We start from the raw sequence: 22,239 nt of genomic DNA, 5'->3' as shown, positions 1-22,239 counted from the left end.
CGCCCGCGGCCTTTTGGCCACACTGTCTGCTCCTACCGCAACACCCCCGAAAAGGATGCAGACCATGAAGAAACTGACGCTTGCCGCCCTGCTCTCCACGCTGGCTTTCACCGGCGCCGCCAACGCTGCCGTGTTGAGCGAGCAAAACCTGTCGATGGCCGACGCGCAAAAGCTCGCGACCGCCACCGTCGCCGCCTGCCAGGCCAAGGGCTACAACGTCAGCGCCTCGGTCGTGGACCGCGCCGGCCTGCTCAAGGCCTTTGCGCGCGCCGACAACGCCGGCCCGCACACCATCGATGCCAGCCGCGCCAAGGCGTTTACCGCGGTGTCTGCCAAGACCCCCACCCTGACCATGATGGAAAACGCGCAAAAGAACCCCGGCGCGGCCAACCTGACCGACATTCCGGGCTTTCTGCTGCTGGGCGGCGGCGTGCCGGTCAAGGCCGGCAACAGCGTGATCGGCGCCATCGGCGTGGCCGGCGCACCGGGCGGCAACCTGGACGCGCAATGCGCCGACGCGGTGCTGGAAGAGAACGCCGCGATGTTCAAGTAAGCACCGGCACGGCTGCGGGCGATCTTGCGACCCGCAGCCCCGCCCAGATCCCGGCCAGGCACGCGGCGCCAAACACCCACCCGGACGCCGCGCCGGCCATCACGCCGGACAGCAACGTCCCGACCGTGCAGCCCAGCGCCGTCATGCCGCCCCAGCCCATCAGCACACCGCCCGCGAAGTTGCGGGCGATGTCCTTCATGGAAGGCAACCGCGGCCGGAAGGCGCCCGCCGCCAACGCCGCCGCCCACGCGCCCGCCACCAATGCCATCACGAAGACGCCATTGTTCGACAGCAGCGCGCGCTTGACCACCGTGGCGCAGCCCGCAAAAGTGTCCAGCCCTTCAAGCCTGTCCGGCAGCCATCCAGACGCCGCCGCGGCCGTGCGGGCAAGGCTGCCCAGTTCTGCCGTGACACCCAGCGGCGCGATCCGCAAATAGGCGATGACGCCGATGAAGCCGACCAGGAGACCACCCACTGCAGGCGGCCACCGATCCTGAAACACGGCGCGCCATAGCGGTGCGGCGGAATGCGAGGCGGCTTGCGCGGCCGATGGTGCAGACGGCTTCGCCCCGAGTCGAAGTGACGACGCGCGTCGCCCCGCGCGGCTCCATCCCCACGCCAGCGCCACCAGTACCCCGCACTGAACCAGAACACTCCCCCCGTAACCCAGATGCCGAGGCAGCCAGACCACGGGCGCATCCTGTATCAGCGCCAGATACAACGCATTCCACGACGCAAACCCCAGCACGAAGCCCAGCGCAGCGCCCAGCAACGCGAACGGCGACGCCAGCGCCCCCTCGCCCAGCCTGTAGAAATGCGCGCTGATGCACGACCCCGAGATCCGCATGCCGACGCCGAACACGAACGCGCCCGCCACCAATGCCAGGCTGACCGGGCCGATGTGCGCGCCGGGCGGCAGGCGATCCGCCGATGGGATGGGCAGGAAGGCCCCAAACACGGCGGCATAGCCCAGCACGCCGGTGCCCAGCGCAATCAGCACCGCATACAGGCCTGCGGTCTCGCGGCGTTCGATGAAGTCCCGCGCGATGCAATAGAAGCAAAAGCGCGACCGCTGCAGCACGACGCCGAACGCCGCGCCCAGCAACAAGGAAAGCGACAGCGTGCGTCCGCCCTCGGGCTGCGACGACACGACCCATGCCGCCAGAAAAATGGCCGCCATCACCGCGGCGGCCGTTGAAAGGCGCAAGGCGTTCACTCAGGTTTTGCCCCACACGGTGCCCGCCGGATTGCTGATGGGCGAGCCGACGCTGTTGCCGTACTCCGTCCACGATCCGTCATAGTTACGAACGTCGTAGCCCAGCAGCTTGCTCAGCGCAAACCACGAATGGCTGGAGCGCTCGCCAATGCGGCAGTACGTGATGATGGGCTTGGTGCCATCCACGCCCGCCGCCTGATAGATCGCCTTGAGCTCGTCCGCGGACTTGAACGTCCCGTCCTCGGCAACCAGCTTGCTCCACGTGACGTTCACCGCGCCCGGCACGTGGCCCGCGCGCACCGCCAACTCCGGCACGCCGTTGGGCGCGAAGATCTTGCCGTTGTATTCGTCCGCCGACCGGATGTCGACGAGCACGCCGTCCTTCTCCTTGCGCGCCACGGCCAGCACGTCTTGCAGACGCGCGCGCAACGCGGGATTCGCGTCCTTGACCTTGACCGTGCCGGCCGCGTGGACCTTCACGCTGTTGGACAGCGGCCGCCCTTCGGACTCCCACTTCTTGCGGCCACCGTCCAGAATCTTGACGTTGTCCACGCCATAGATGTCGAAGATCCAGGCGCCCCACGCGGCGAACCAGTTGTTGTTGTCGCCGTACAGAATCGTCGTGGTGTCCGGGTTGATGCCGGAGCGGGCCAGCAGCGCCTGGAACTGCGGCGGTGGCGCGATGTCGCGGTTGACGGTGTCGACCAGGTCGGTGTGCCAGCTGGCGTTGGCCGCGCCCGGGATGTGGCCGCGTTCATACAGGCCCGGGTTGACGCTGACCTCCACGACCCGCACCTTCGGATCATTGAGGTTCTTTTCCAGCCATTCTGTCGAAACCAGATACTTGGCGTGCTGCGCCGCGGCCGGCGCTGCGGCCAGGGTTGCCGCTGCGGCAAAGGCGCCGGCCAGCAGAGTGCGTAGGGACATCGGATTCTCCTGAGGTGGGCTGCTGACGAGCCCTTGGAATCCGGACGATATCGGGTCGCTCCCAAGCCGGGAACGACATTGTTTTTATATTCTGATTACCGATTCAGGTGATTGTCAGGTTGCGGAGCGGGCAAGACGTGCGGCTTTGCCCGACGCAATCCGCTCAGTCCTGCCGTTCCCGCGCCACTGCGCGCGACAGCGCCAGATGCTTGTTCAGCAGCATCGCATCCGCCGCTGCAGGGTCGCGGCGCTGCAGGCGCTCGCTCTCCGAAGGTTCCAGCTCCGCGGCACGCACCAGCGACAGCAGGTCGCGCGTGCGGGTTTCAATCACGGGGGTCAAGGTGTCTTCGATCAGCTCGCCCTTCACGTACGACTGCACCCGCGTCGACAGATTGCGGGTATGCGTGAAAGTGGCTTCGGCCAGCGCGCCCAGCTCGTACTGGATGCCGGTCTGGCTGGTGACCTCGTCCTTGATCTGGATGAACTTGTAGTTCTGCGAGTCCTTGTCCTTGGACAGATCAAGCGTCTGCTGCGGTGTCAGTGCCAAATGGTAGCTGGCGGTCAGAGTGGCGCGCTGTTCCTGCTTGACGCCCAGGTCGAACAAGGGCCGGCCGCTCGTGCTGCTGCTCTGCGAGACCTGATAGGTGAACTGGTCGACTTCGCTGGTCTTGTACGGATTGCTCGCGTCCATGGTCTGCGAGATCGAGGCCGAGAAGTCGGCCACGCCCGACAGCAGACTGCGATACGTGTAGCCAGCGGCAACGATGCGCGGCGACTGGCTGGACGGGGCGGCGCCGGCTTCGTAGCTCTGGTGCAGTTCGGCAAATGCGTCCTTGAACACCGCCATCATGGCCTCGTTGCCCTTGCCGCGGCTGCGGGCCGCGTCGAACTGCTGCAGATAATCGCTGACGGCCGCAGCGCGCTGCTGCGCATTGCCAAAGAGCGCGGCCTTGCTTACGTCGACGTCGACCTTCACCACGCCGTCGGCGTTCTTGATGGTCAGCGACCGCTGCTTGCTGTCCGCGGAAAAATCGATGGATTGCGAGACGACACCATCCGTCGTGGTCGTGGCCTGCAGCGATACCGACGACAGCACTGCGGAATCAAACTTGGCCAGGCTGGACCACGCCATGCGCGGCGGCACCGACGCCAGGCCATCCACCGCGTCCTGGAACGCCTCGGATAGACCAGCGATGGCCTTGCGCTCGGTCTCGGACAGCTCGCCCTCGGCCACGTCGATCTGCACCCCAATGCCATCTGCGGTGTTGGTCAGGCTGACCTGGACTTTCACGCCGCTGGCCGTGGTGATGCGCAGCGTGTAGGCATCCTCGGCCTGCGTGGCCGTACCTGCCTGCACGTTGCCCAGGGCGTCGATCTGGCCGGCGCCCGGCGACAACCTGGCAGACTGCGAATAATTGCTGCCGTCGGTCTGGAACCGATCCAGCAGCGCAGAAGCCACGCCTTCCAGGCGCCCGGCTAGCGTGCGCGCGGAAATCGTGTCGGCGATGACGGAGGACACCTTGTCCGCCGCGTCGCGCTCCCAGACCACACCCGCGGCCGCCGGCTGCGAGGTGTAGGTCAGCGCGGGGGACGTGCCTTGGCTAAGCGTGACCGTCGTCGATGCAGGCACGGCCGCGATATCGGCCTCGTCGCCCGCACGGGTCACGCCGGTGGCTGGCGGCGCCAGACCGATCGTGGTCACGGGGCCGATGGAGGCAACGGATGTCATGGCGTCTCTTCCTCTGGAAAGCCGGAGGCAAGCCTGCCACCCGGCCGGGGTTCCTTTGAGAAATGTAACGGCAGCAAAACGCCAGACTTAAGTCCCAGGGCAACGCGGCGACCGGGCGATGCCGGTCCCTACCCCTTCACGCATGGACCGGCGCGGTACGCGCCGCCTGGTTCAGCGCGTCAATCAGGCTGTCCGCATCGCGCGGGCCGTCGTACCGCACGCCATTGATGAAAAGCGTGGGCGTACCGTTCACGCCGCTGCGCACGCCACCGCTGAAGTCCACTTCAATCTTGGAATCGAATGCCCCGCCAAAGGCGCGGTGCAGCACCTGCGGAGACAAGCCGATCTCCTCGCCATAGGCGAACAGATCGCTCTCCTTCAACGCGTTCTGGCGCTCATAAAGCATGTCGTGCGCCTGCCAGAACTTGCCCGCCTGCGCGGCGGCCTCCGCAAATTCCGCCGCCGCGACCGCGTCCGGGTGCAGTTCCGAAATGGGAAAGTTGCGGAAGACGAAGCGCAGCCGGTCGCCCAGCGCACGCTGCACCGCCTTCAGCACGGGATAGGCCTCGCCGCAATACGGACATTCGTAATCGCCATACTCCACCAGCGTCACGGGCGCGGTGTCCGGCCCTTCGGCGTGATCTTGGGCATTCACGGGGATGAAAAGGCGGCTCATGATTGAACTCCTTGCAAAGCGGGGGCAAGCTTGTCCAGCGCGTCCAGGATGCCGTCAGCGCCCGGGTTGATGCCCAGCGGCGACACATAGCTCCACCGGATGACGCCCTCGGCGTCAATGACGAACAGCGCACGATCAGCGATGCCCTCCTGTTCGCGATAGACGCCGTAGCGCCGGGCGACGTCGCCCTTGGGCTCGAAATCCGCCAGCAGCGGGAAATGCAGCTTGCGGTCCGCGGCGAACGCGGCGTGGCACCAGACCCCGTCCACCGAAATGCCGACCAGCTGCGCGCCGGCCTTGTGGAATTCAGGGAGGATCTGGTTGTACAGCGCCATCTGGTCGCCACAGACAGGGCTCCAGTCCGCGGGATAGAACGCCAGGATCAGCGGCCGGCCGCGCAATTCTTCCAGCGCAACCGTCTGGTCCGGCGTGGCCGGCAAGGCGAAGGACGGAGCGGTCGTGCCGGCAGGCAGGACGGCCGCGGGATAGTCGTATGACATGAAACGTCTCCTGGACGCGCCGCACGCGGCGCCAAGGTCAGGACTGCATGTGGCCGGGTCGGATCAGCGTGCGGCGCGGGTCGATTCGTAGAGGAACCAGGTGCGGCGCTCGGCCTCGTCGATCCAGTTTTCGATCAGGCTGGTCGAGGCGACGTCGTTGTGTTCCTCGCACACGGCGTGCGTGGCGCGCAGGAAGCCCGTCAGACGGCGGTTGTCGTCGGCCAGCTCGGCCAGCATGTCCTCGGGCGTCACGTAGTCGGCGTCGTTATCGGCCAGGCGCTGCAGGCGCTGGATGTGGCCGATCGAACGCAGCGTGGTGCCGCCCACCTTGCGGGCGCGTTCGGCAATCACGTCCGTGGTGGCATAGATTTCATCGCCCTGCTCGTCCAGCAACAGGTGGTAGTCGCGGAAGTGCGGACCCGACATATGCCAGTGAAAGTTCTTGGTCTTCAGATACAGCGCGAACATGTCGGCCAGCAGGCCCGTCAGGGCGGCGGCGATGTCGACCCTGGCCTCGGCGCCCAGGTCGGTGGGGGTGCGCAGGGGAGCGGTGATGCGGCTTTGAAGCGAAAGATCGTTCATGGAATTTCTCCGGGTTGGCTTCAGGGGTTGGCTTCACGATTCGGGCTTCGATTCCCGATGGAAACCAGAATAGCCACGGCGCCCCGCCAGCAAAATCGGCTCATCGTTTTCTCGGGTCATACCAAGGTTTACCCAGGAAATACGCGTGTCTTCTTCCAAAGATGGCTGATAATGTGCGGGTCTCATTGCGTGCCCCCGGTTTCCTGCCCGACGCGCGCGCCCTTACCCAGAGGTAGATCTTGCTCACGTCGACACTCGGCCGCGCACCTGGCCAGCCGCCGCAGCAGTCGCGTCCCGGCGCCCCGGAGACCGCGGGCCCGCATCGCATGCAATTTCTGTTTCGCGCGGCCGCCCTGCTGCTGGCGCTGGTCATTGCCGTGGTGGACACGTTCACCGACTTCGACGGCGCCGTGGCCGTGCTCTATGTCGTGGTGGTGCTGCTTGCGGCGCGCACATTCCGGCGCCTGGACATCATCGTGGCGGGCACCGGCGGCATCGTGCTCACCATCGCGGCCTATTTGAATTCCCACGGTCTGAACCATGTGGGTTCGCCCACGGCCCGGGCGCTGGTCAGCCTGGCCGCCATCGGCATTGCGGCGCTTCTGGCGCTTCAGAACCAGAGCGCCACCCGCAGGCTCGCCGCGCAGGCGCGCCTGCTCAATCTGTCGCACGACATGATCTTCGTGCGCGACCACCAAGGCGTGATCAACTTCTGGAACCGCACCGCCGAGGACGCCTATGGCTGGCCCGCCAGCATGGCGCTGGGCCGCGTTGCCGATGACCTGCTGCATACCCGCTACCCCGACCGCCGCGAGGCCATCGAGGCCGAACTCCTGTCTACCGGCAGCTGGGACGGTACGTTGGAACAGAAGACCCAGGCCGGCGCCACGCTGGTGCTGGAAAGCCGCTGGGTGCTTCAACGGGATCATCAGGGCCGGGTCACCGGCGTCATGGAAACGCATCGCGACGTCACCGACCGCAAGGCCGCCTACACCGCGCTGGTCAGCAGCGAAAGACGCTACCGCCGCATGTTCGACGCCAGCCGCATCGGTGTCATCCAGGAAGACTGGCGCGCCGTGCGCACCGAGCTGACCGCCCTGGGTCTGATGGATGGCCCCGCCCTCACCGCTCACCTCGCCCAGCATCCCGAATTCATCGGCCAGATGCGCAAGCTGACCGACGTGGATGACATGAATCCCGCGTTCCTGGCCATGGTGGGCCGGCCGGCCGCTCCAAGCGCGCCCTACTCCGTGGACGACATCCTGTGCGAAGACGACCGCATGTTTGCGCGGTCCCTGACGGCGTTTGCCCAGGGCGACGCCTTCCACGAAGGCGAGACCGAGGTGGTGCACGCGGACGGCTCGCGGGTGCCGGTGCTGTTCACCATCACCTTCCCGCCGGCCGACGACGTGGACGGTTCCGTGCTGGTCTTTGTCGTGGACATCACCGAGCGCAGGCAGGCGCAGGACGCGCTGCTGCTGGCGCAGACCGAACTCGCGCACGCGGCGCGTGTCGCCACGCTGGGCGAACTGACGGCGTCGATCGCGCACGAAGTCAACCAGCCCTTGATGGCGGTCGTCACCAGCGGCGACGCGGGCATGCGCTGGCTGCGCCGTACCCAGCCCGATCTGCATGAGGTCGAGCTGGCCATGGAACGCATCATTTCCGAAGGCCGGCGCGCCAGCGAGATCGTCAAACGCATTCGTGCGTTCCTCAGCAAGGCGCCGGTGCAACAGGCCCCGCTGGATATCGGCGCCGTCATCGACGAAGCCACCCGCCTGGTCGCACACGAACTCACGCGCGAGCGCGTGGCGCTGCAGGTGGACATCGAGCCGGGCCTGCCGCTCATCATGGGCGACCGGATCCAGCTTCAGCAGGTGCTGGTCAACCTGATGGTCAACGCCAGCCAGGCCATGTCTGGCCAGACGCAGGCCCGCCAGTTGTCCGTCAGCGCCCGGCGCCACGACGACGGTCTGGTCGCCGTTTCCGTGGGCGATACCGGTCCGGGCATCGCGCCGGACGACCTGGAACGCCTGTTCGATCCCTTCTTCACCACCAAACCGCAAGGCATGGGCATGGGCCTGCCGATCTGCCGCACCACGGCGCAGGCCCATGGCGGCAGCCTTACCGTCGAAAACAAGCCTGGCGCGGGTGCGGCCTTCACGCTGACGCTCGCCACCACGCAGGGGAACCCTTCCACATGAACCACCTCTCCGCCACCGGGGCCGCGCCCGCCGCTCCGCAATCCCAGGTGATCGTCGTTGACGACGAGGCCAGCGTGCGCGCCTCGCTGGACAGCCTGTTCCGCTCGATCGGCCTGCGCACCACCCTGTGCGCGTCGCCCGCCGAACTGCTGCAGACCCAGATTCCCGACGCGCCCGGCTGCATCGTGCTGGACGTGCGGCTGCCGGGCATCAGCGGCCTGGACTTCCAGGACCAGCTCATCCGCCAAGGCATCGACCTGCCGATCGTGTTCATCACCGGTCACGGCGACATTCCCATGACCGTGCGCGCCATGAAGGCCGGCGCAGTCGACTTCCTGTCCAAGCCATTCCGCGAACAGGACATGCTGGATGCGGTTTCGGCCGCCATCGAGCGCGACACGCAGCGCCGCTCCCGCGATGCAGCCATGGACGGCCTGCGCGCCCGCTACGAGACCCTGACCCCGCGCGAGCGGGAGGTCATGGCGCACGTGGTGTCGGGCTTGATGAACAAGCAGGTGGCGGGCCTGATCGGCCTGAGCGAGATCACCGTCAAGATCCACCGCGGCCACGTCATGCGCAAGATGGGGGTCCGATCGCTCGCCGATCTGGTCCGCCATGCCGAGGCGCTGGGCGTTTCCGCGTCCTGACCCGGGGATGGGACAAACCTCTGTATGATTTTCGCGGCAGGCGCAAAGGTTCATAACGGAACATGCCGGTCATCGGATGCGCCTCGTGATCCGACCGGCCCGAAGGATTTTCTTACATGAACCACACTCCCACTATCGCGGTTGTCGACGACGACGATGGGGTCAGGATCGCGCTGTGCAGCCTGCTTCGCTCGCTTGGTTACGAGGTACGCGCCTATGGCTCGGGTCCCGAGTTCCTGAACGACCCGCGAGGCAGCGACCCGGACTGCATGATCACCGATGTCCAGATGTCGCCCATGACGGGCGATCAGCTGCAGGCCGAGCTCATCGCGTCGGGGCGCCGCTTTCCCCTGATCTTCATGACGGCCTTCCCCACCGAGGCGGCGCGGCAACGGCTGCTGGCGCTGGGCGCCTGTGCCTACCTGGACAAGCCGGTGGACGGCCAAGCCATGGCGCAGTGCGTGGCCGACGCGCTGCAGGGCGCGCAGCCCGCGTAAAGGCGGGAGGTGGCAGATTGGACACATCCGCCGCCAAAGCCCGCCTATACCTTTGTATGACGCGCCAAGCCCAGCGTAGGATTTCCCGGTGACGCATAAGGCCCTAGTCTATCCCTGCGGTCCAACTACCCCCCCGGAGAACCAGACATGAGCACGATCACTACCCCCGACGGCGTTGAAATCTTCTACAAGGACTGGGGCCCCAAGACGGCCCAGCCCATCATGTTCCACCACGGCTGGCCGCTGTCCAGCGATGACTGGGACGCCCAGATGCTGTTCTTCCTCGCCCAGGGCTATCGCGTCATTGCGCACGACCGCCGTGGCCACGGCCGCTCCACCCAGGTCAGCGACGGCCACGACATGGACCACTACGCCGCGGATGCCGCCGCCGTGGTTCAACATCTGGACCTGCGCAACGCCGTGCACATCGGCCACTCGACGGGCGGCGGCGAAGTCGCCCGCTACGTCGCCCGCCACGGCGAGCCGCAGGGCCGCGTCGCCAAGGCCGTGCTGGTCAGCGCCGTCCCGCCGCTGATGGTCAAGACTGAATCCAACCCGGGCGGCACGCCCATCGAAGTCTTCGACGGCTTCCGCAAGGCGCTGGCCGACAACCGCGCGCAGTTCTTCCTGGACGTGGCCGCGGGCCCGTTCTACGGCTTCAACCGCGACGGCGCCAAGGTCTCGCAGGGCGTGATCAACAACTGGTGGCGCCAGGGCATGATCGGCGGCGCCAAGGCGCACTACGAAGGCATCAAGGCCTTCTCCGAGACCGACCAGACCGAAGACCTGAAGGCCATCAGCGTGCCGACGCTGGTGATGCATGGCGACGACGACCAGATCGTGCCGATCGACGACGCCTCGCGCCTGTCGGTCAAGCTGCTCAAGAACGGCACGCTGAAGGTTTATCCGGGCTTCCCGCACGGCATGTTGACGACCCACGCGGACGTGATCAACGCCGACCTGCTGGCATTCATCAAGAGCTGATCCGGTAGTTGCGAAATGAAAAAGGAAGGCACCGCGCCTTCCTTTTTTTTCGCCCCGATGACGGCGGCCTCAGCCGTCGCCCTTCAGCTCTCGCTCCACCACTTCCCGTGTCAGCGTGGGCACGAACATCTCCACAAAATGGAAGGCGTAGCCGCGCAGCCATGCGCCGCGCCGGATCGCCAGCCGCGTCAGGTTGATCTCGAACAGATGCCGCGCATCGATGGCGCACAGCCGGCTGTCGCGCTCGGCGTCCCAGGCCACTGCGGCCACGATGCCGACGCCCAATTCAAGTTCCACGTACGTCTTGATCACATCCGCATCCATCGCGGTCATGACGATGTCGGGCGTGATGCCGGCGCGTGCAAAGGCTTCGTCGATATGCGCGCGGCCCGTGTAGCCGCGCCCATACGTGATGATGGGATAGCGCGATAGCTGCGACAGCGTGACGCCGTCGTGCTGGCGCGCCAGCGGATGACCTCGCGGCACGATGACGCTGTGACTCCACCGGTAGCACGGCAGGTTCACCAGGCCTGGGTAGTCCGCCACGGCTTCGGTCGCCACGCCGATGTCGGCCTCGCCTTCGAGCAGCATCTCCGAGACCTGCCTGGGCGAGCCCTGGTGCAGATGCAGCACGACCTCGGGGTAGCGCTGGCGAAATTCCTTGATGACCGGCGGCAAGGCATAGCGCGCCTGCGAGTGCGTGGCCGCGATCGAGAGCACGCCTGTCCGGCTGTCCGCATACTCCGCGCCCGCATGCCGGATGTTGTCGGCCGCCTGCAGGATCTGCTCCACCAGCGGCAGGATCAATTCGCCGGGCGGCGTAAGACCGATCAAACGTTTGCCCGAACGCACGAAGATGTCGACGCCCACCTCTTCTTCCAGTTCGCGGATCTGCCGGCTGACGCCAGGCTGGGAGGTGTGCAGGCTTTCTGAAACGTCGGTCAGGTTGAAGTCGCGGCGCACGGCTTCGCGCACGGATCGCAATTGCTGGAAGTTCATCGAGCGCGCCTCAGTCCAGGATAGCCAGCTGATTGCCGGAAGGATCCTTCACGTACATGACACGCGGCAGCGCATCCGGCAGCGAGCACACGGGATGATGACCCGCCTGGCGCAGGCGCGACAGGATGTCGTCGTAGGCGCTGGCCTTGATGCCCAGGTAGTCGGGTTTGACCGCGCGGCTCACTTCGTCCACCGGCGACAGCGACAACGTGGCGTCGCCCAAGGCGAATCGCAGGCGGTCGCCGTCGCCCGGCATCTCTTCCAAACCGATGATCCGATGGTAGAAGTCGCGGACGGCCTGATGCCGTTGCGACAGGAATGGAAGCTGTACCGATTCGATCGAAAGTCGCGATGACATGCCCTGCCGCCTGCTATGGAACAAGGCTGATTCTAGGCCGCGCAAGTACAACCAGACAAAGAGGTTGTAATTGCTTGGACATTGCCAGAAGCCTTAAAGACGCGGGCTTATTTGCATATGTTCGACGATCGTTTGCTCGCGTTGGCACAACGCGCCACGCGGCGGCTTCAACAACAAAAACGGGCCCTCAGGCCCGTCATGTTGCAAGCGGCATCGTGCGCCGCCGTCAGTTCGGCTTTTGGTCCTCGCCCGCATAGCCGTCGATATACGAACGGCCGGAACAACGCACCATCGCCACGCAAGCGGGGCTGCCGGTCTTGGCGCTGCAAGCGGCACGCGACTCATCGCGGGCCGTCTTCGGGTCCGGGTTGAGGACGGTGAAGTTGGTGCCGCGCCCCTTGGCTCCCTTGGGCCACGCGAGACCGACGCAGCTGTCGGTGTACGTCAGCACCTTCCGGCAGCCCTTGCAGTCTTCCCAATCCAGCAGCTTGGACAGCGCATCGTTTTCGTTGGGATAGCCGTCGGCATAGAGAAGGCCGCCTTCTTCGTTTTCGGCGATGGCGCCCCAGTATTCGCGCTGGTTCAGCTTGGCCGACAGCCGCTCCAGATCGGCGGGCGTGGCCTTCACGGGCGCCTGCATGTCGGCGGCGCTGTAACCCGGGCCCACGCACAGCGGCATGGTGGTCAGGCGGCATTTGCCATCGGGGCTGCCGGCCGTGCAACGCCGGATCGCCTTCTTGGCGGCCATCTCGGGCGACACGCTGTTGCCCGGGAACAGATCCTGAACGGAGTTGCGCGCGTACACCATGCAGCTGTCGGAGAACCAGCTCAAGACCTTGCATTCCTTGCCGCCGGCCTTGCGGCATTCGGCCAGCGCGGCGGCTTCGGCCGCCTTGCCGTCGGTCTCGGGCAGCACCCAGAAAATCCGGGAATGCTTGCCGTCCGTGGCGATGCCGCCGTAGAGCTTTTCGGCGGCGTGGGCCGTGGGCGATGCCAGCCCCGCCACCAGGGTTAGGGCCGCAAACGCGGCGCGGATCAGGAATTGAAAGCGAGCGGGCATGATCGTCGTGAAATGCAGTGGATTGGGCGGGGACGATCTTAGCGCAGCGTCCCCGGGGTCCGTCCCTCTATGGCGTTGCGCAACCGGCATATTAGGTAACAAATTTCACACTTCGGATTGCGAACTCCGGCCCCTTTTTTCGGTAAAAATGTCGCACTTTTCAGCGCGGGCCATCCTTGTCTCGGCCGCGCAAATTGCCGTCGAGGGCGCCAGCGATCAATGGCCCCGTCACGAACAGAAACAATCGGCGCCGTGTCCTCGCCTACCGAGGGACCTGCCACCCCGCAAGCCTGGACCACACACCATGAAGCCGACACCGCATTCCAACCGACACCGCAGTTCCTTCCTTCTGTTGACCGGCCTGCTCCTCACGCTGGGTCTGACCGGCTGCGCGCCGATGCCCACCGGGGGCAGCTCCACGATGCCGTCATTGAGCCAGGTGTTCAAATCGGGCCTGTCGTTTTCGCCTAGCGTGAACGTGGCCAAGAACATGGAAGGCCGCTCCATCGACGACGCCATTGCGGCGCTGGGCGAGCCCTCCAAAATCCGGGCGGTCGGCAACACAATGGAGCTGGAATGGTCGGACTACCAGTCCGCCCCCTACACCGAATGGGTGGTGGACAGCACCAGCCAGCAGGTCGTGGGCATGATCCCCGCCACCAACACCACGGCGGCCACGCCGGTGTTCCAGAACAGCAGCACCGGCCACTACGCCAACCGCACGCGTGTGTATGAGTGCAAGGTGCTGATGCGCATGCAGGACAGCGTCATCACCGACACCAGCGTCGATGGCAATGTGTGCCCGGAGTTCATCAGCGCGCTGCGCAAGTGGGCGGGCGAGGCCGAGGCGAAGAATTACGTCGTCAAGTAATTAGCGTGTGCAATGCTGCGCCATCGTTAGAAAATGATTTTGATCCCGGCGTTGAGGTTGTAGTTGCTGGACTTGCGGCTACCGATGCCTTGTTCGGTGCCGGCTTGAACATTCAGGAAGGTATTTCCGCCCAGCAGGCTGTCGTATCCCAGCGTCAAACCCGCTCGCGGACCCGCAAGATTGTTCTTGAAGGTGATGTCACCCTGCGTGGCCGTCGCATAGCGGCTTGACGAGTGGCCTGCGGTGGTTAGAAGGTTGACCGTCGCCCAAGCCGTACTGGCCTTGGCGGAATCGGCATCCCATGTCCTGGACAGGCGCAGGCCCAGTCGGCCCGTCAAGCTGTTCACGCCGGGAAACTCCACCGCGCTTGCGTCGTCCTGACCGCCCGAGAACTTGATCCGCTGATAGATCACCTGCGCCTGGGGCTCAAGCCGGAGGTTGCTGGCGTCGTCGCCGACGGCGAATGATTTTCCGGCCTCCGCGGAAATCAAGCCGCCCCACCCCGTGGTGGTCAACTGACCTGCGCCCGCAGCCGAATTGGCCTTGACGTCGTAGCGGCTGACCTGCGTGACCAGATCCAGATAGCTGCCCTTTCCATCCAGCAGCGTGTAGTAGCCGCCCAGGCTATACGCCGACTGCTCGCTACGCCCCGCGTCGACGGTTTCTTTGCTGACTTCCAGATAATGGTCCACGTCGGTCTTCATGGTGCTGGCTGACGCAAAGACCCCCGCACTGCGCCGCGACAAGCCTTGAAAGTTTACATAGACGTCGGTTCCAAGCTGGACGCCCGCCAGCCTGGAGCGCGTCGCGACGTCTTGCGCGGCCAGTCCGGCGCTGCTGCCGTGATTACGCCCCAAGTCGGCCAGGCTGCGTGCCCACACGATGGGGTAAACCTTGCGGGCCAGGCTTTCCGTGGCCCCCATCCGGTCATTCAGCGTGCCGACGGTCAGTTCTCCGTGGCGCGCGGCCTGATTGCCCAGTTGGGAATACAGGGAAACCTCGGGCCGCGCTTCGCTGCGCACATACCAATTATGCGGAGCAACCTGTACGCCATTGACAACATTTGATCCGTGTTGCAACCGGTAGAGAAAAGCCCCTCTGCGGTTTGCCCCTGGCGTTTCCTCCCGTTGCACGAACGCGTTGTCGGTCGGGCCATTTGCCTGAACAACCATCACGCCGTCGCCGGTAAGCGCGTCCCCAACGGAGGATTCATCCATTTGCAGAACCAGATGTGTCGTTCCGACGGCGCCGCCGTTGAGCCGAATGAGATCGGTGAATCCGGTTTCCGTCGACTGCACATGCAGTTGGACGATACCGTCCTGGCCGTTCAGGTTGTCGGCGACCAGCACGCTGCCGCCGGATAGGCCATTGGCCGTGCCGGGCGGCATGAAGTTGATGCGGCCGGCAAGGTTGATCTCGCCAGCGAAGCTAATTATGGTCCCGTGACTGGTGGTCGCGTATACGGGGTTGTATGCGGGATTGTCCGGCCCGGTGAACATGTTCCAGCGGCTGGAGGCATCCACGTTCAATGTGTCCGGCACATGCATCCAGCCGTTCAACTCTGCATTGCGCAAGGTCAGCGTGTGTTGCGGCGGGAGCTTTGCCATGACGCCCGCCGCGCTTGACATCGAGCCCAGCGTCGTACCGTCAATGGCCAGTTCTCCCTGGTTCAGCAGTGTCAAGCCGGTGTAAGTCAGCGGCCCCGTCAGCGTCGTCAGGCCCGGGCCCGCTTTCACCACGTTCCCTGTGCCGGCGATCGCATTGCCGAACACAAAGTCATCCGCGCGGTTGAACGCCAGCGTGCCGTGGTTGATGAAAGCGCCGCTTCCGATGGCGCCGCTTGTGCCGCCCGCGCCGAGTTGCAGCGTGCCGTCGTCAATATGCGTGACGCCGTGGAAGTTGCCGTCGGCTGCGATGGCCAGGGTGCCCCCGCCCGTCTTGGCAAAATCGCTGCCGTCTCCGGTCAGCACGCCGTGCAGCACTGACTGCTGTCCGTCGTCGACGCTGATCGCGCCCGTGCTGTCAACGACCACATCATGGTGGAGGGCCGCGTTGTCCTGGAGCTGCAGCGTTCCGCCGTCCAGCGTCACGGCATCGAGCGTGCTGCCAAGACTGTCGCCGCTGGTAATGGCCAATGTGCCGCCCGTGATGCGCCACGGGGTGCGTGCCTGCGTGGGCGCATGGACCAATTGCCAGGTGCCTTCGGAGGCTTTCTCGAAAGCGGAGAAGCCCTGGTACACGTCCTTGTTGGCGCCAACGCCCCCTGCAGCGCCCAACTTCGAAACGTCGAAAGCCATTGAAGCGCCGGTCGTCGGGTCGACGCCTGCCGCGCCGTCAAGCACCAGCGTGTTGTTGGTGGATCGGGTGGCATCCACGGTGCCCTGGATATCGCTGCCGGCCTGCAACCTCAGCACTGAATTGTGGGCCGTGTCGGCGTACAGGATCGCCACCGATTGCTCCGACCCCGTGCCCGGGACAATGCGGCCGGCGTTCGTGATCACAGTGTTGGCCCCCACGACGTGTATGCCATAGCCGCCCAACGACGCTCCGCCAGCGCTTGACCCCGTAGGCCCGCCTTCGGCGCCGCCGCCTCTGCCCCCCAGGCCACCGGGCGCGCCGCCACCCCCGCCTCCGGCGCCAGTCCGGGAAGAAACGATGTTCGCGCCGTTCGTGCCATTCAGGTTGTTGGAGGCGCCAGGCTGCCCGCCACCCGCGCCGTAGGCCAACCCGCCGCCGGCCCCGGCCGCGCCACCGCAACCACTATCGGCGCCGTTGCCGCTTTCGCAGCCAAACGGATTGAGGCTGCCGCCCGCACCGCCGCCGCCGGCGCCAAAAAAAGCGGAGCCCACGGTGCCATCCAGCCCTGGCTGACCGCCGTTGCCGCCGTCGCCTGGCAGCATAGGCACTCCATTCAAGGGAATATCGCCGCCACCGCCGCCGCCGCCGCCCGCGCCGCCCACGCCATCGCCGCCTCTCCCGCCGGCGGCCGACCCCATGTTGAACGCGCTGCCGCCGCCGCCCCCGCCGCCGCCACCGGCGCCCCCTTGCATCAGATCCCGGTTGGTCAACACCGCGCCGTCCGCGGACAGCTCGACACCGTGTCCGCCCTGGCCGCCATTGCCGCCGGCTCCGCCGCTGCCGCTTACCTGGCCCCCGCCCCCGCCGCCACCGCCGCCACCGCCACCCGCGCCGCCGATCAGACGTTCCGCGTTCTCGAACGGCGTGGTGTCCGTGATAACGACAGCGGTGTGCCCGGCGCCGCCATCGCCGCCGCGCATGCCGGATATGCCACCCAAGCCGGCGACTCCGCTTTCACCGATAATGTCCGCCAGCGCCGAAACCGGCGCCAGCATCGCCACGCTCACGATGAAACACGTTGCACGGCGGTGTCTGAAAGCACCTGGGCCGGCGTTCCCGCGATCAACGAATATAGGATTTTTTATTTTTGCGTGACCGGTTGCCTTTGAAACCGCATGCACGCCGCTTTCCACAGAATCGCACCCGCAACGCATGTTCCCCCCTGCTTGGATTGGCTGATAAATCCGCGTCGTCATCACGCCCAGCGAGTGGACTGGGAGCGGCGCAGCCAACTTCAATTGGTCGCGCTCGACGCAGGACGTTTGCATCAGGGGTCAATGCTAGAAAACCCTTCCGAATAAACATTGAGCACAAATACTCTGACTGAATCAGATCTGTCTGGTATTCATGTTTTGACGACGATTTGATTGCCGGGCAGAGAGACAAATAATCTGCAAGAGCGCGCGGTTTTTTTGCTTGTATGAGGCGCCGGGCGCCCGGCCCGGCGCTCAAGCGTGCGTTTCAGCTGTGGTGTCTGCCTCGGGGCGCGAGCGCCGGAGCGCCCACGCGCTGTCTGCTTCGCCGTGCGCCAGCCGCCGCTGCGTGACTCGCGCCATCCATGTGAACCCGAGCGCCATCGCCAGCGCGGTCGCGTCCACGCCCAACGTTGCTGCCGACGAGTGCGCCCACAAGCCGGTTGACGGCGCCACCACGCCCAACAGTGAGGTCAACGGAATTGCCAATGTGAACGCGGCCGCCAGCCATAGCAGATGCACCGCCGCCGCAGCACCGCCTCGCACGAACGACCAGACAATGGCCGCGAAGAACGCCGCGTAGTACAGCCCTTTGATCCACATGTCCAAGTCGGCGACATGCCCATGCAAACCCTTGGCGGCGAACATCATGAGCGAAATGCCGCACACGCTGCCCAGGCACACGCCCACTGTCGCGGACGCCATCAACCGCGTGTCGAGCCGCTGCACCGGCACCGCGCCGGTTCGCCGGTCCGCGCGCTTGCGCCGCGACTCGATCCAGAGCAGGTTGCCGCTGTAGAACAGCCACGCGCCCGCCAGCCCCAGCAGGAAATACAACCACTGCACCGCCGCGCCGCCGAAGGACGCCATGTGCAACGCAAAGAAGCTGCTGACCCACAGGTTGGCCGCATCCTGACGACCCGGCAGATAGTCGGTGTTGAGCACCTTGCCGCTGTACGGGTCCATCGCCACGAAGCCGCCGCGGGCGCGGGGCGACACCGCGGCCGGGTCCTTGCCCCAGATGCGGACGATGGCGCGTGGCGCGGTCACCTGCGTATACTGCAGCGCAATGGGCTCGAACGATGGCGACAGCCTGCCCGCATGCTGCAGCAACTCTTGCGGCGGCAGCATGGCGGACGGATCGCGCGGCGCGCCGTCGGGCGTAGCGCCACCACCGCGCTGAAACACCGATTCCAGCTTGCCGCCGTACATCAGCCGGTCCTGAAGGTCGTAGATGCCATCGTGAAACGCGAACACGACCGAGCTGAGCGCCATCACGATATGGAAAGGCAGCGAGATGATGCCCACCACGTTGTGCGCGTCCAGCCACATGCGTTTGCGGTTCTTGCCCACCCGCAGCGCGAAGAAGTCCTTGACCAGCGAAGGAAGCAGAACGATGACGCCGGACACCAGCGCAATCGCATACAGCGACGCGACGACGCCCATGAACCAGCGGTTGGGGTCGCTGTCCGTCGGCAAACCGACCACGCGATGCAGCACGTCGATGAAATTGCCCAGCCCGCTGGGCTCGGCCTCGCCGATCTGCACGGCGCCGGCAGCGTCCAGGCGGGCGACATAATGCCGCACGGATGACTCGTCATGGTCGTCGGCCTGCGGGTCGCGCACTTCCCATGCCATGCGCGCAGGCACGTTCTCGGTGGGCTGCAGATGAATGGTGAAGCCCTTGGCCACGTCGGGCCGCGCTGCCAGCGTCTTGGCGATCAGGTCGGGCGCGGTTTCAAGCGGCGCCATCGCCACGTCCGGCCGCGGCGACGCCCAGCGCGCGATAGGTTCCTTGAACAGGGTAAGCGCGCCCGCGTAGAACGCAATGAACAGCGCCATGCCGGTCAGAATGCCCGTCCAGGTATGGACGGATTTGTAGATGCGGATGTAGTCGGCTCGCATGATGGCGATCCTCCTGCTTATAACGCGCCGGCCGCGTACTGCCCGCCGTACAGCGCCAGGCAGATCCCGCCCAGCCAGCACCAGGCGCGCAGACCGCTGCCGAAGAAGTAGACGGTGGACGCGATGCCCAGCCACACGGGCGGCACCAGCCACATGGCAAGCTGCGAGCGCGTCGCAAGCGGTACGGTGGACGTCAAGGCGGCCAGCAGCGCGCTGGCGCCCAGGGCGATCGCGAATCCCAACAACGTGCCGGCCAGGGTCTTTGAGACCCAGTCACGGCGGATGGGCGCGGGCTTAGCGGGCGTCATCGCGTACTCCCCCGGGCATGCCTCTGCCGTACATCCGACGCAATACGCCCAGATGCGGAATCAGGCAGAAGAACAGCATCAGCGCCGTACAGAATACGAACACCGCGGTGACCACGGTGAATCCGTACAAGCATCCCCAGCCGCCCAACGCCAGCAGCGCGATGCCTGCCGTGCGGGCGGGCGCGGCGGGCCACGGGGCGCTTGCCCATTGCTGGTTGGGCGATGCGCGATAGATGCAGAAGCAGCCGATGCACACGGCAATCAGACTGGCAAGGATGAGGACTGGCATGGTCACCCCGGAATGAATGATGTCTGGGTCCGCCGCACGCCCCGATCGCTGGAACCGAGGGCGCGGCGGACGCCATGCAGGCCACCTGTCAGAAGGTGATGGCGGCGGACGCCATGACGCTGCGGGCGGGCCCCAACGTCGCAATGGGCGTGGTGTCGCTGAAGATGCCCGCGTAGTAATACTTGTTGAACACGTTGTTGACGTTCAGGCGCAGCACCACGTCGCGGCCATTGACCTTCGTCGCATAGCGCGCGCCCAGGTCGACCTGGCCCCAGCCGGGGATCTCGATGTTGTTGGCCGAATCCGCGTACTGGCGCGACGTCGCCTGGACGCGCCCGGTCAGCGTCAGGCCAGGCACCCACGGCGTATCCCATTCCACCCCGGTGTTGACCTGCCAGCGCGGCGCGCCGACGGCAGTATTGCCGTTGTAGCGGCCGTATGAAGTCTTGACCTGCGTGCCCTGCGTGTACGTGACGCCACCCAGCACGCGCACGCCCTGCGCGATCTCGCCAAACGTATTCCACTCGACGCCGCGCACGCGCTTTTCGCCACCGTCCGCATAGGTGGGCTGGGCGGTGGAGCCTTCGGTCACGAGCATCGGCTTGTCGATCTCGAAGAGCGCCAGCGTATTGGTGAAGGTGCCGGCGTTCCACTTCACTCCCAGCTCCTTCTGCTTGGTCTTGTAGGGAGCAAAGACTTCGCCAAAGTTGGTTGCGGTGGTGTCGGTGACGCTGTCGCCCTTGCTCAGGCCTTCCACGTAGTTCGCGTAGAACGACAGATCGGGCCCCCACGGCTTGACGACGACGGCCACGGCTGGCGTCACGGCGTCTTCGTCGTAGCGCGCCGTGGTCTTGCCAGTCTTGTCGAAGTTGCTGGTCTTCACGCGCTGGTTGCGCACGCCACCGGTCACGCGCAGCTTGTCGTCCAGGAACGACATGGTGTCGACCAGCGCCAGGCTGGTCAGCGTGTTCTCGCTGGTTTTGGGCGGGCTGCCCGGCAGTGCCGGCATGACCGGCGTGATGGGGTTGTAGATGTTGGAACGGAACACCGATGCCGGACCGGTGGCCGATCCGTCCTCGAGCTTGAGGTAGGACGCCTGCAGCACGAGTTCATGGCCCACGCTCCCCGTCTTGAAGCGCGTGCGCAAGCCGCCCTCGGCGGTAGTGGCGTCGGTGTAGGCGCGCTGGCCTACGATCTGGCCGGTGAAGTCGCCGTTGGGTTGGATCTGCCGGGCATGCGTGCCGTTGATGAGGCCGGACTGGTCGCTGTCACGCCGGCCCACGCCCGCGAACGCCGACACGTGCTCATTGAAGCGGTACTCGGCCTGACCCATGACGGCGTTGCTCTGGATGCTGCCGTAGGCGGTGCTGAACTGGTTGATGCGAGGATCGGGCGCCACCGGCACCACCGGGCTCGCAAACCAGAACATGGCCGGCGTGCCCCCCGTGAATGATTCCTGGCTGTGGTAGGCGTCGATGGACGCCGTCAGCGCGCTGCCGCGGTAATCCAGGCCAGCCGATAGGAATTCGCGCTTTCTGGACTGGCCGTCCAGCGTGGTGGCGCCGTCGCTGAACGAACCGTTGACGCGCGCGCCCCATTCGTTGCGGGTCCCAAAGCGCCGGCCCGCGTCAATCGTGGTGCCCAGTTGCCCATCGGACAGCCAGTCCACGCCGAACGTGGCCGTGGGCGTGTCGGTCGCACGCTTGGTGACCAGATTGACCGTTCCGCCCACCGCGCCGCTGGGCGCCATGCCGCTGAACAGCGCGTTGGGCCCCTTCAGCACTTCAACCCGCTCGACGAATTCCACGGGCGTGCGGCCCATGGGCGCCAGGCCGTACATGCCGTTGATCGCCACATCGTTCTGGTTGACGTCGAAGCCCCGGATGCGGAAGTTTTCGTAGGCGTGGCCGCTGGAGGTCGTAAAGCGCACGGACGGATCGTTCGCCATGACGTCGGCCAGCGTGCGCGCCTGCTGGTTCTTGATGAGTTCGGACGTATAGCTGGTGACGTTGAACGGCGTGTCCATGACGGACTGGTTTCCCATCAGACCGAGCCGCGCGCCTTCTGCGACCTGCCCCCCGGCATAGACCGGCGGCAGGTCCCCGTCGCCCAAGGCGCCCGCCGTCACGGTGACCGGCTGCAACGTGGTCGCCTGCTGCGCGTCCTGCGCGTACGCCGCGTGCAACGGCAACATCAGGGTGAGCGCCACGCCAGGGGCGATTCGCGCTACCCGCGAATCCATCAAAAACAATTTTTCCTCAGACACTTTCCACGCCCTCAAGTTCAATGCAAATGAGAATGATAGGCGCTTATCTTACGAAAAATATCGTTAACACGGCAGTGGTCAACCCGGCGCGCGCGAAGAATTTGCGCTCGCGCAAAC

General features: G+C 65.6%; 20 protein-coding genes. 6 read left to right on the top strand and 14 right to left on the bottom strand.

Annotated features, from left to right (window positions below):
- Positions 1–64 precede the first annotated feature (64 nt).
- Positions 65–553, top strand: coding sequence for a GlcG/HbpS family heme-binding protein (locus tag AC6CIE_RS05285; RefSeq protein ID WP_498091503.1), 489 nt, complete (start codon positions 65–67; stop codon positions 551–553).
- Here the strand turns inward: AC6CIE_RS05285 and AC6CIE_RS05280 are convergent.
- The 6 genes from AC6CIE_RS05280 to AC6CIE_RS05255 all read right to left on the bottom strand — a co-directional run bounded on the left by AC6CIE_RS05280 (position 546) and on the right by AC6CIE_RS05255 (position 6,183).
- Positions 546–1,733 (bottom strand): YeeE/YedE family protein, encoded by a 1,188-nt coding sequence (locus AC6CIE_RS05280; protein ID WP_498091559.1) that lies wholly within the window; start codon positions 1,731–1,733, stop codon positions 546–548. The two genes, AC6CIE_RS05285 and AC6CIE_RS05280, sit on opposite strands and share 8 nt — an antisense overlap.
- Positions 1,734–1,769: 36 nt before the next feature.
- Complete coding sequence (locus tag AC6CIE_RS05275; RefSeq protein WP_498091501.1) at positions 1,770–2,696, bottom strand: sulfurtransferase; 927 nt, start codon at positions 2,694–2,696, stop codon at positions 1,770–1,772.
- 163 nt (positions 2,697–2,859) lie between these two features.
- Positions 2,860–4,425, bottom strand: coding sequence for a hypothetical protein (locus AC6CIE_RS05270; protein WP_498091499.1), 1,566 nt, complete (start codon positions 4,423–4,425; stop codon positions 2,860–2,862).
- Positions 4,426–4,561: 136 nt separating this feature from the next.
- Positions 4,562–5,101 carry a DsbA family protein gene (locus AC6CIE_RS05265; protein ID WP_175136409.1) on the bottom strand — a complete coding sequence of 180 codons (540 nt, stop codon included), beginning with the start codon at positions 5,099–5,101 and terminating at the stop codon, positions 4,562–4,564.
- Complete coding sequence (locus AC6CIE_RS05260) at positions 5,098–5,601, bottom strand: redoxin domain-containing protein (protein WP_452000526.1); 504 nt, start codon at positions 5,599–5,601, stop codon at positions 5,098–5,100. The genes AC6CIE_RS05265 and AC6CIE_RS05260 overlap by 4 nt, the downstream gene beginning before the upstream one ends.
- Positions 5,602–5,664: 63 nt before the next feature.
- Complete coding sequence (locus AC6CIE_RS05255) at positions 5,665–6,183, bottom strand: Dps family protein (protein ID WP_498091498.1); 519 nt, start codon at positions 6,181–6,183, stop codon at positions 5,665–5,667.
- 326 nt (positions 6,184–6,509) lie between these two features.
- On the opposite strand from AC6CIE_RS05255, the gene AC6CIE_RS05250 reads away from it, so the two are divergent.
- The 4 genes from AC6CIE_RS05250 to AC6CIE_RS05235 all read left to right on the top strand — a co-directional run bounded on the left by AC6CIE_RS05250 (position 6,510) and on the right by AC6CIE_RS05235 (position 10,515).
- Positions 6,510–8,387, top strand: a complete 1,878-nt coding sequence (locus tag AC6CIE_RS05250; protein ID WP_498091496.1) for a PAS domain-containing sensor histidine kinase — start codon at positions 6,510–6,512, stop codon at positions 8,385–8,387.
- The gene (locus AC6CIE_RS05245; protein ID WP_279971057.1) at positions 8,384–9,034 is read left to right on the top strand and encodes a response regulator transcription factor; all 651 of its coding nucleotides are present in this window, start codon (positions 8,384–8,386) and stop codon (positions 9,032–9,034) included. The genes AC6CIE_RS05250 and AC6CIE_RS05245 overlap by 4 nt, the downstream gene beginning before the upstream one ends.
- A 116-nt stretch (positions 9,035–9,150) precedes the next feature.
- Positions 9,151–9,531: a response regulator transcription factor gene (locus tag AC6CIE_RS05240; RefSeq protein ID WP_498091494.1), complete on the top strand. Its 381-nt coding sequence runs from the start codon at positions 9,151–9,153 to the stop codon at positions 9,529–9,531.
- 147 nt (positions 9,532–9,678) lie between these two features.
- Positions 9,679–10,515, top strand: coding sequence for an alpha/beta fold hydrolase (locus tag AC6CIE_RS05235; protein WP_175121403.1), 837 nt, complete (start codon positions 9,679–9,681; stop codon positions 10,513–10,515).
- A 69-nt stretch (positions 10,516–10,584) separates the two neighbouring features.
- On the opposite strand, the gene AC6CIE_RS05230 is transcribed toward AC6CIE_RS05235, so the two are convergent.
- The 3 genes from AC6CIE_RS05230 to AC6CIE_RS05220 all read right to left on the bottom strand — a co-directional run bounded on the left by AC6CIE_RS05230 (position 10,585) and on the right by AC6CIE_RS05220 (position 12,932).
- The gene (locus tag AC6CIE_RS05230; RefSeq protein ID WP_175136403.1) at positions 10,585–11,514 is read right to left on the bottom strand and encodes a CysB family HTH-type transcriptional regulator; all 930 of its coding nucleotides are present in this window, start codon (positions 11,512–11,514) and stop codon (positions 10,585–10,587) included.
- Positions 11,515–11,524: 10 nt separating this feature from the next.
- Positions 11,525–11,872 carry a VOC family protein gene (locus tag AC6CIE_RS05225; protein ID WP_175136402.1) on the bottom strand — a complete coding sequence of 116 codons (348 nt, stop codon included), beginning with the start codon at positions 11,870–11,872 and terminating at the stop codon, positions 11,525–11,527.
- A gap of 226 nt (positions 11,873–12,098) precedes the next feature.
- Positions 12,099–12,932, bottom strand: a complete 834-nt coding sequence (locus AC6CIE_RS05220; RefSeq protein WP_498091492.1) for a DUF4189 domain-containing protein — start codon at positions 12,930–12,932, stop codon at positions 12,099–12,101.
- Positions 12,933–13,236: 304 nt separating this feature from the next.
- Here AC6CIE_RS05220 and AC6CIE_RS05215 point away from each other — a divergent pair, with 304 nt between their 5' ends.
- Positions 13,237–13,803 (top strand): hypothetical protein, encoded by a 567-nt coding sequence (locus AC6CIE_RS05215; RefSeq protein ID WP_498091490.1) that lies wholly within the window; start codon positions 13,237–13,239, stop codon positions 13,801–13,803.
- Positions 13,804–13,829: 26 nt separating this feature from the next.
- On the opposite strand, the gene AC6CIE_RS05210 is transcribed toward AC6CIE_RS05215, so the two are convergent.
- The 5 genes from AC6CIE_RS05210 to AC6CIE_RS05190 all read right to left on the bottom strand — a co-directional run bounded on the left by AC6CIE_RS05210 (position 13,830) and on the right by AC6CIE_RS05190 (position 22,098).
- Positions 13,830–17,168, bottom strand: a complete 3,339-nt coding sequence (locus AC6CIE_RS05210; RefSeq protein ID WP_498091488.1) for an autotransporter outer membrane beta-barrel domain-containing protein — start codon at positions 17,166–17,168, stop codon at positions 13,830–13,832.
- A gap of 441 nt (positions 17,169–17,609) precedes the next feature.
- Positions 17,610–19,259: a PepSY-associated TM helix domain-containing protein gene (locus tag AC6CIE_RS05205; RefSeq protein WP_498091486.1), complete on the bottom strand. Its 1,650-nt coding sequence runs from the start codon at positions 19,257–19,259 to the stop codon at positions 17,610–17,612.
- A 17-nt stretch (positions 19,260–19,276) separates the two neighbouring features.
- The gene (locus tag AC6CIE_RS05200; RefSeq protein ID WP_498091484.1) at positions 19,277–19,567 is read right to left on the bottom strand and encodes a hypothetical protein; all 291 of its coding nucleotides are present in this window, start codon (positions 19,565–19,567) and stop codon (positions 19,277–19,279) included.
- Positions 19,554–19,856, bottom strand: a complete 303-nt coding sequence (locus AC6CIE_RS05195) for a hypothetical protein (protein WP_175183559.1) — start codon at positions 19,854–19,856, stop codon at positions 19,554–19,556. Before AC6CIE_RS05195 ends, AC6CIE_RS05200 begins: the two co-directional genes overlap by 14 nt.
- 88 nt (positions 19,857–19,944) lie before the next feature.
- Positions 19,945–22,098 carry a TonB-dependent receptor gene (locus tag AC6CIE_RS05190; RefSeq protein WP_498091482.1) on the bottom strand — a complete coding sequence of 718 codons (2,154 nt, stop codon included), beginning with the start codon at positions 22,096–22,098 and terminating at the stop codon, positions 19,945–19,947.
- Positions 22,099–22,239: the final 141 nt, after the last annotated feature.

The organism is Achromobacter sp. GQ309 (assembly GCF_059759315.1).
Note: the sequence above shows the minus strand (reverse complement) of the source record. Positions and strands in the feature narration are given on the sequence as shown.

Bases quoted from the DNA above. Each gene is read 5' to 3' on its own strand.
- AC6CIE_RS05285 (WP_498091503.1), top strand. From the start codon at position 65: ATGAAGAAACTGACGCTTGCCGCCCTGCTCTCCACGCTGGCTTTCACC.
- AC6CIE_RS05280 (WP_498091559.1), bottom strand. From the start codon at position 1,733: ATGGCGGCCATTTTTCTGGCGGCATGGGTCGTGTCGTCGCAGCCCGAG.
- AC6CIE_RS05275 (WP_498091501.1), bottom strand. From the start codon at position 2,696: ATGTCCCTACGCACTCTGCTGGCCGGCGCCTTTGCCGCAGCGGCAACC.
- AC6CIE_RS05270 (WP_498091499.1), bottom strand. From the start codon at position 4,425: ATGACATCCGTTGCCTCCATCGGCCCCGTGACCACGATCGGTCTGGCG.
- AC6CIE_RS05265 (WP_175136409.1), bottom strand. From the start codon at position 5,101: ATGAGCCGCCTTTTCATCCCCGTGAATGCCCAAGATCACGCCGAAGGG.
- AC6CIE_RS05260 (WP_452000526.1), bottom strand. From the start codon at position 5,601: ATGTCATACGACTATCCCGCGGCCGTCCTGCCTGCCGGCACGACCGCT.
- AC6CIE_RS05255 (WP_498091498.1), bottom strand. From the start codon at position 6,183: ATGAACGATCTTTCGCTTCAAAGCCGCATCACCGCTCCCCTGCGCACC.
- AC6CIE_RS05250 (WP_498091496.1), top strand. From the start codon at position 6,510: ATGCAATTTCTGTTTCGCGCGGCCGCCCTGCTGCTGGCGCTGGTCATT.
- AC6CIE_RS05245 (WP_279971057.1), top strand. From the start codon at position 8,384: ATGAACCACCTCTCCGCCACCGGGGCCGCGCCCGCCGCTCCGCAATCC.
- AC6CIE_RS05240 (WP_498091494.1), top strand. From the start codon at position 9,151: ATGAACCACACTCCCACTATCGCGGTTGTCGACGACGACGATGGGGTC.
- AC6CIE_RS05235 (WP_175121403.1), top strand. From the start codon at position 9,679: ATGAGCACGATCACTACCCCCGACGGCGTTGAAATCTTCTACAAGGAC.
- AC6CIE_RS05230 (WP_175136403.1), bottom strand. From the start codon at position 11,514: ATGAACTTCCAGCAATTGCGATCCGTGCGCGAAGCCGTGCGCCGCGAC.
- AC6CIE_RS05225 (WP_175136402.1), bottom strand. From the start codon at position 11,872: ATGTCATCGCGACTTTCGATCGAATCGGTACAGCTTCCATTCCTGTCG.
- AC6CIE_RS05220 (WP_498091492.1), bottom strand. From the start codon at position 12,932: ATGCCCGCTCGCTTTCAATTCCTGATCCGCGCCGCGTTTGCGGCCCTA.
- AC6CIE_RS05215 (WP_498091490.1), top strand. From the start codon at position 13,237: ATGAAGCCGACACCGCATTCCAACCGACACCGCAGTTCCTTCCTTCTG.
- AC6CIE_RS05205 (WP_498091486.1), bottom strand. From the start codon at position 19,259: ATGCGAGCCGACTACATCCGCATCTACAAATCCGTCCATACCTGGACG.
- AC6CIE_RS05200 (WP_498091484.1), bottom strand. From the start codon at position 19,567: ATGACGCCCGCTAAGCCCGCGCCCATCCGCCGTGACTGGGTCTCAAAG.
- AC6CIE_RS05195 (WP_175183559.1), bottom strand. From the start codon at position 19,856: ATGCCAGTCCTCATCCTTGCCAGTCTGATTGCCGTGTGCATCGGCTGC.
- AC6CIE_RS05190 (WP_498091482.1), bottom strand. From the start codon at position 22,098: ATGGATTCGCGGGTAGCGCGAATCGCCCCTGGCGTGGCGCTCACCCTG.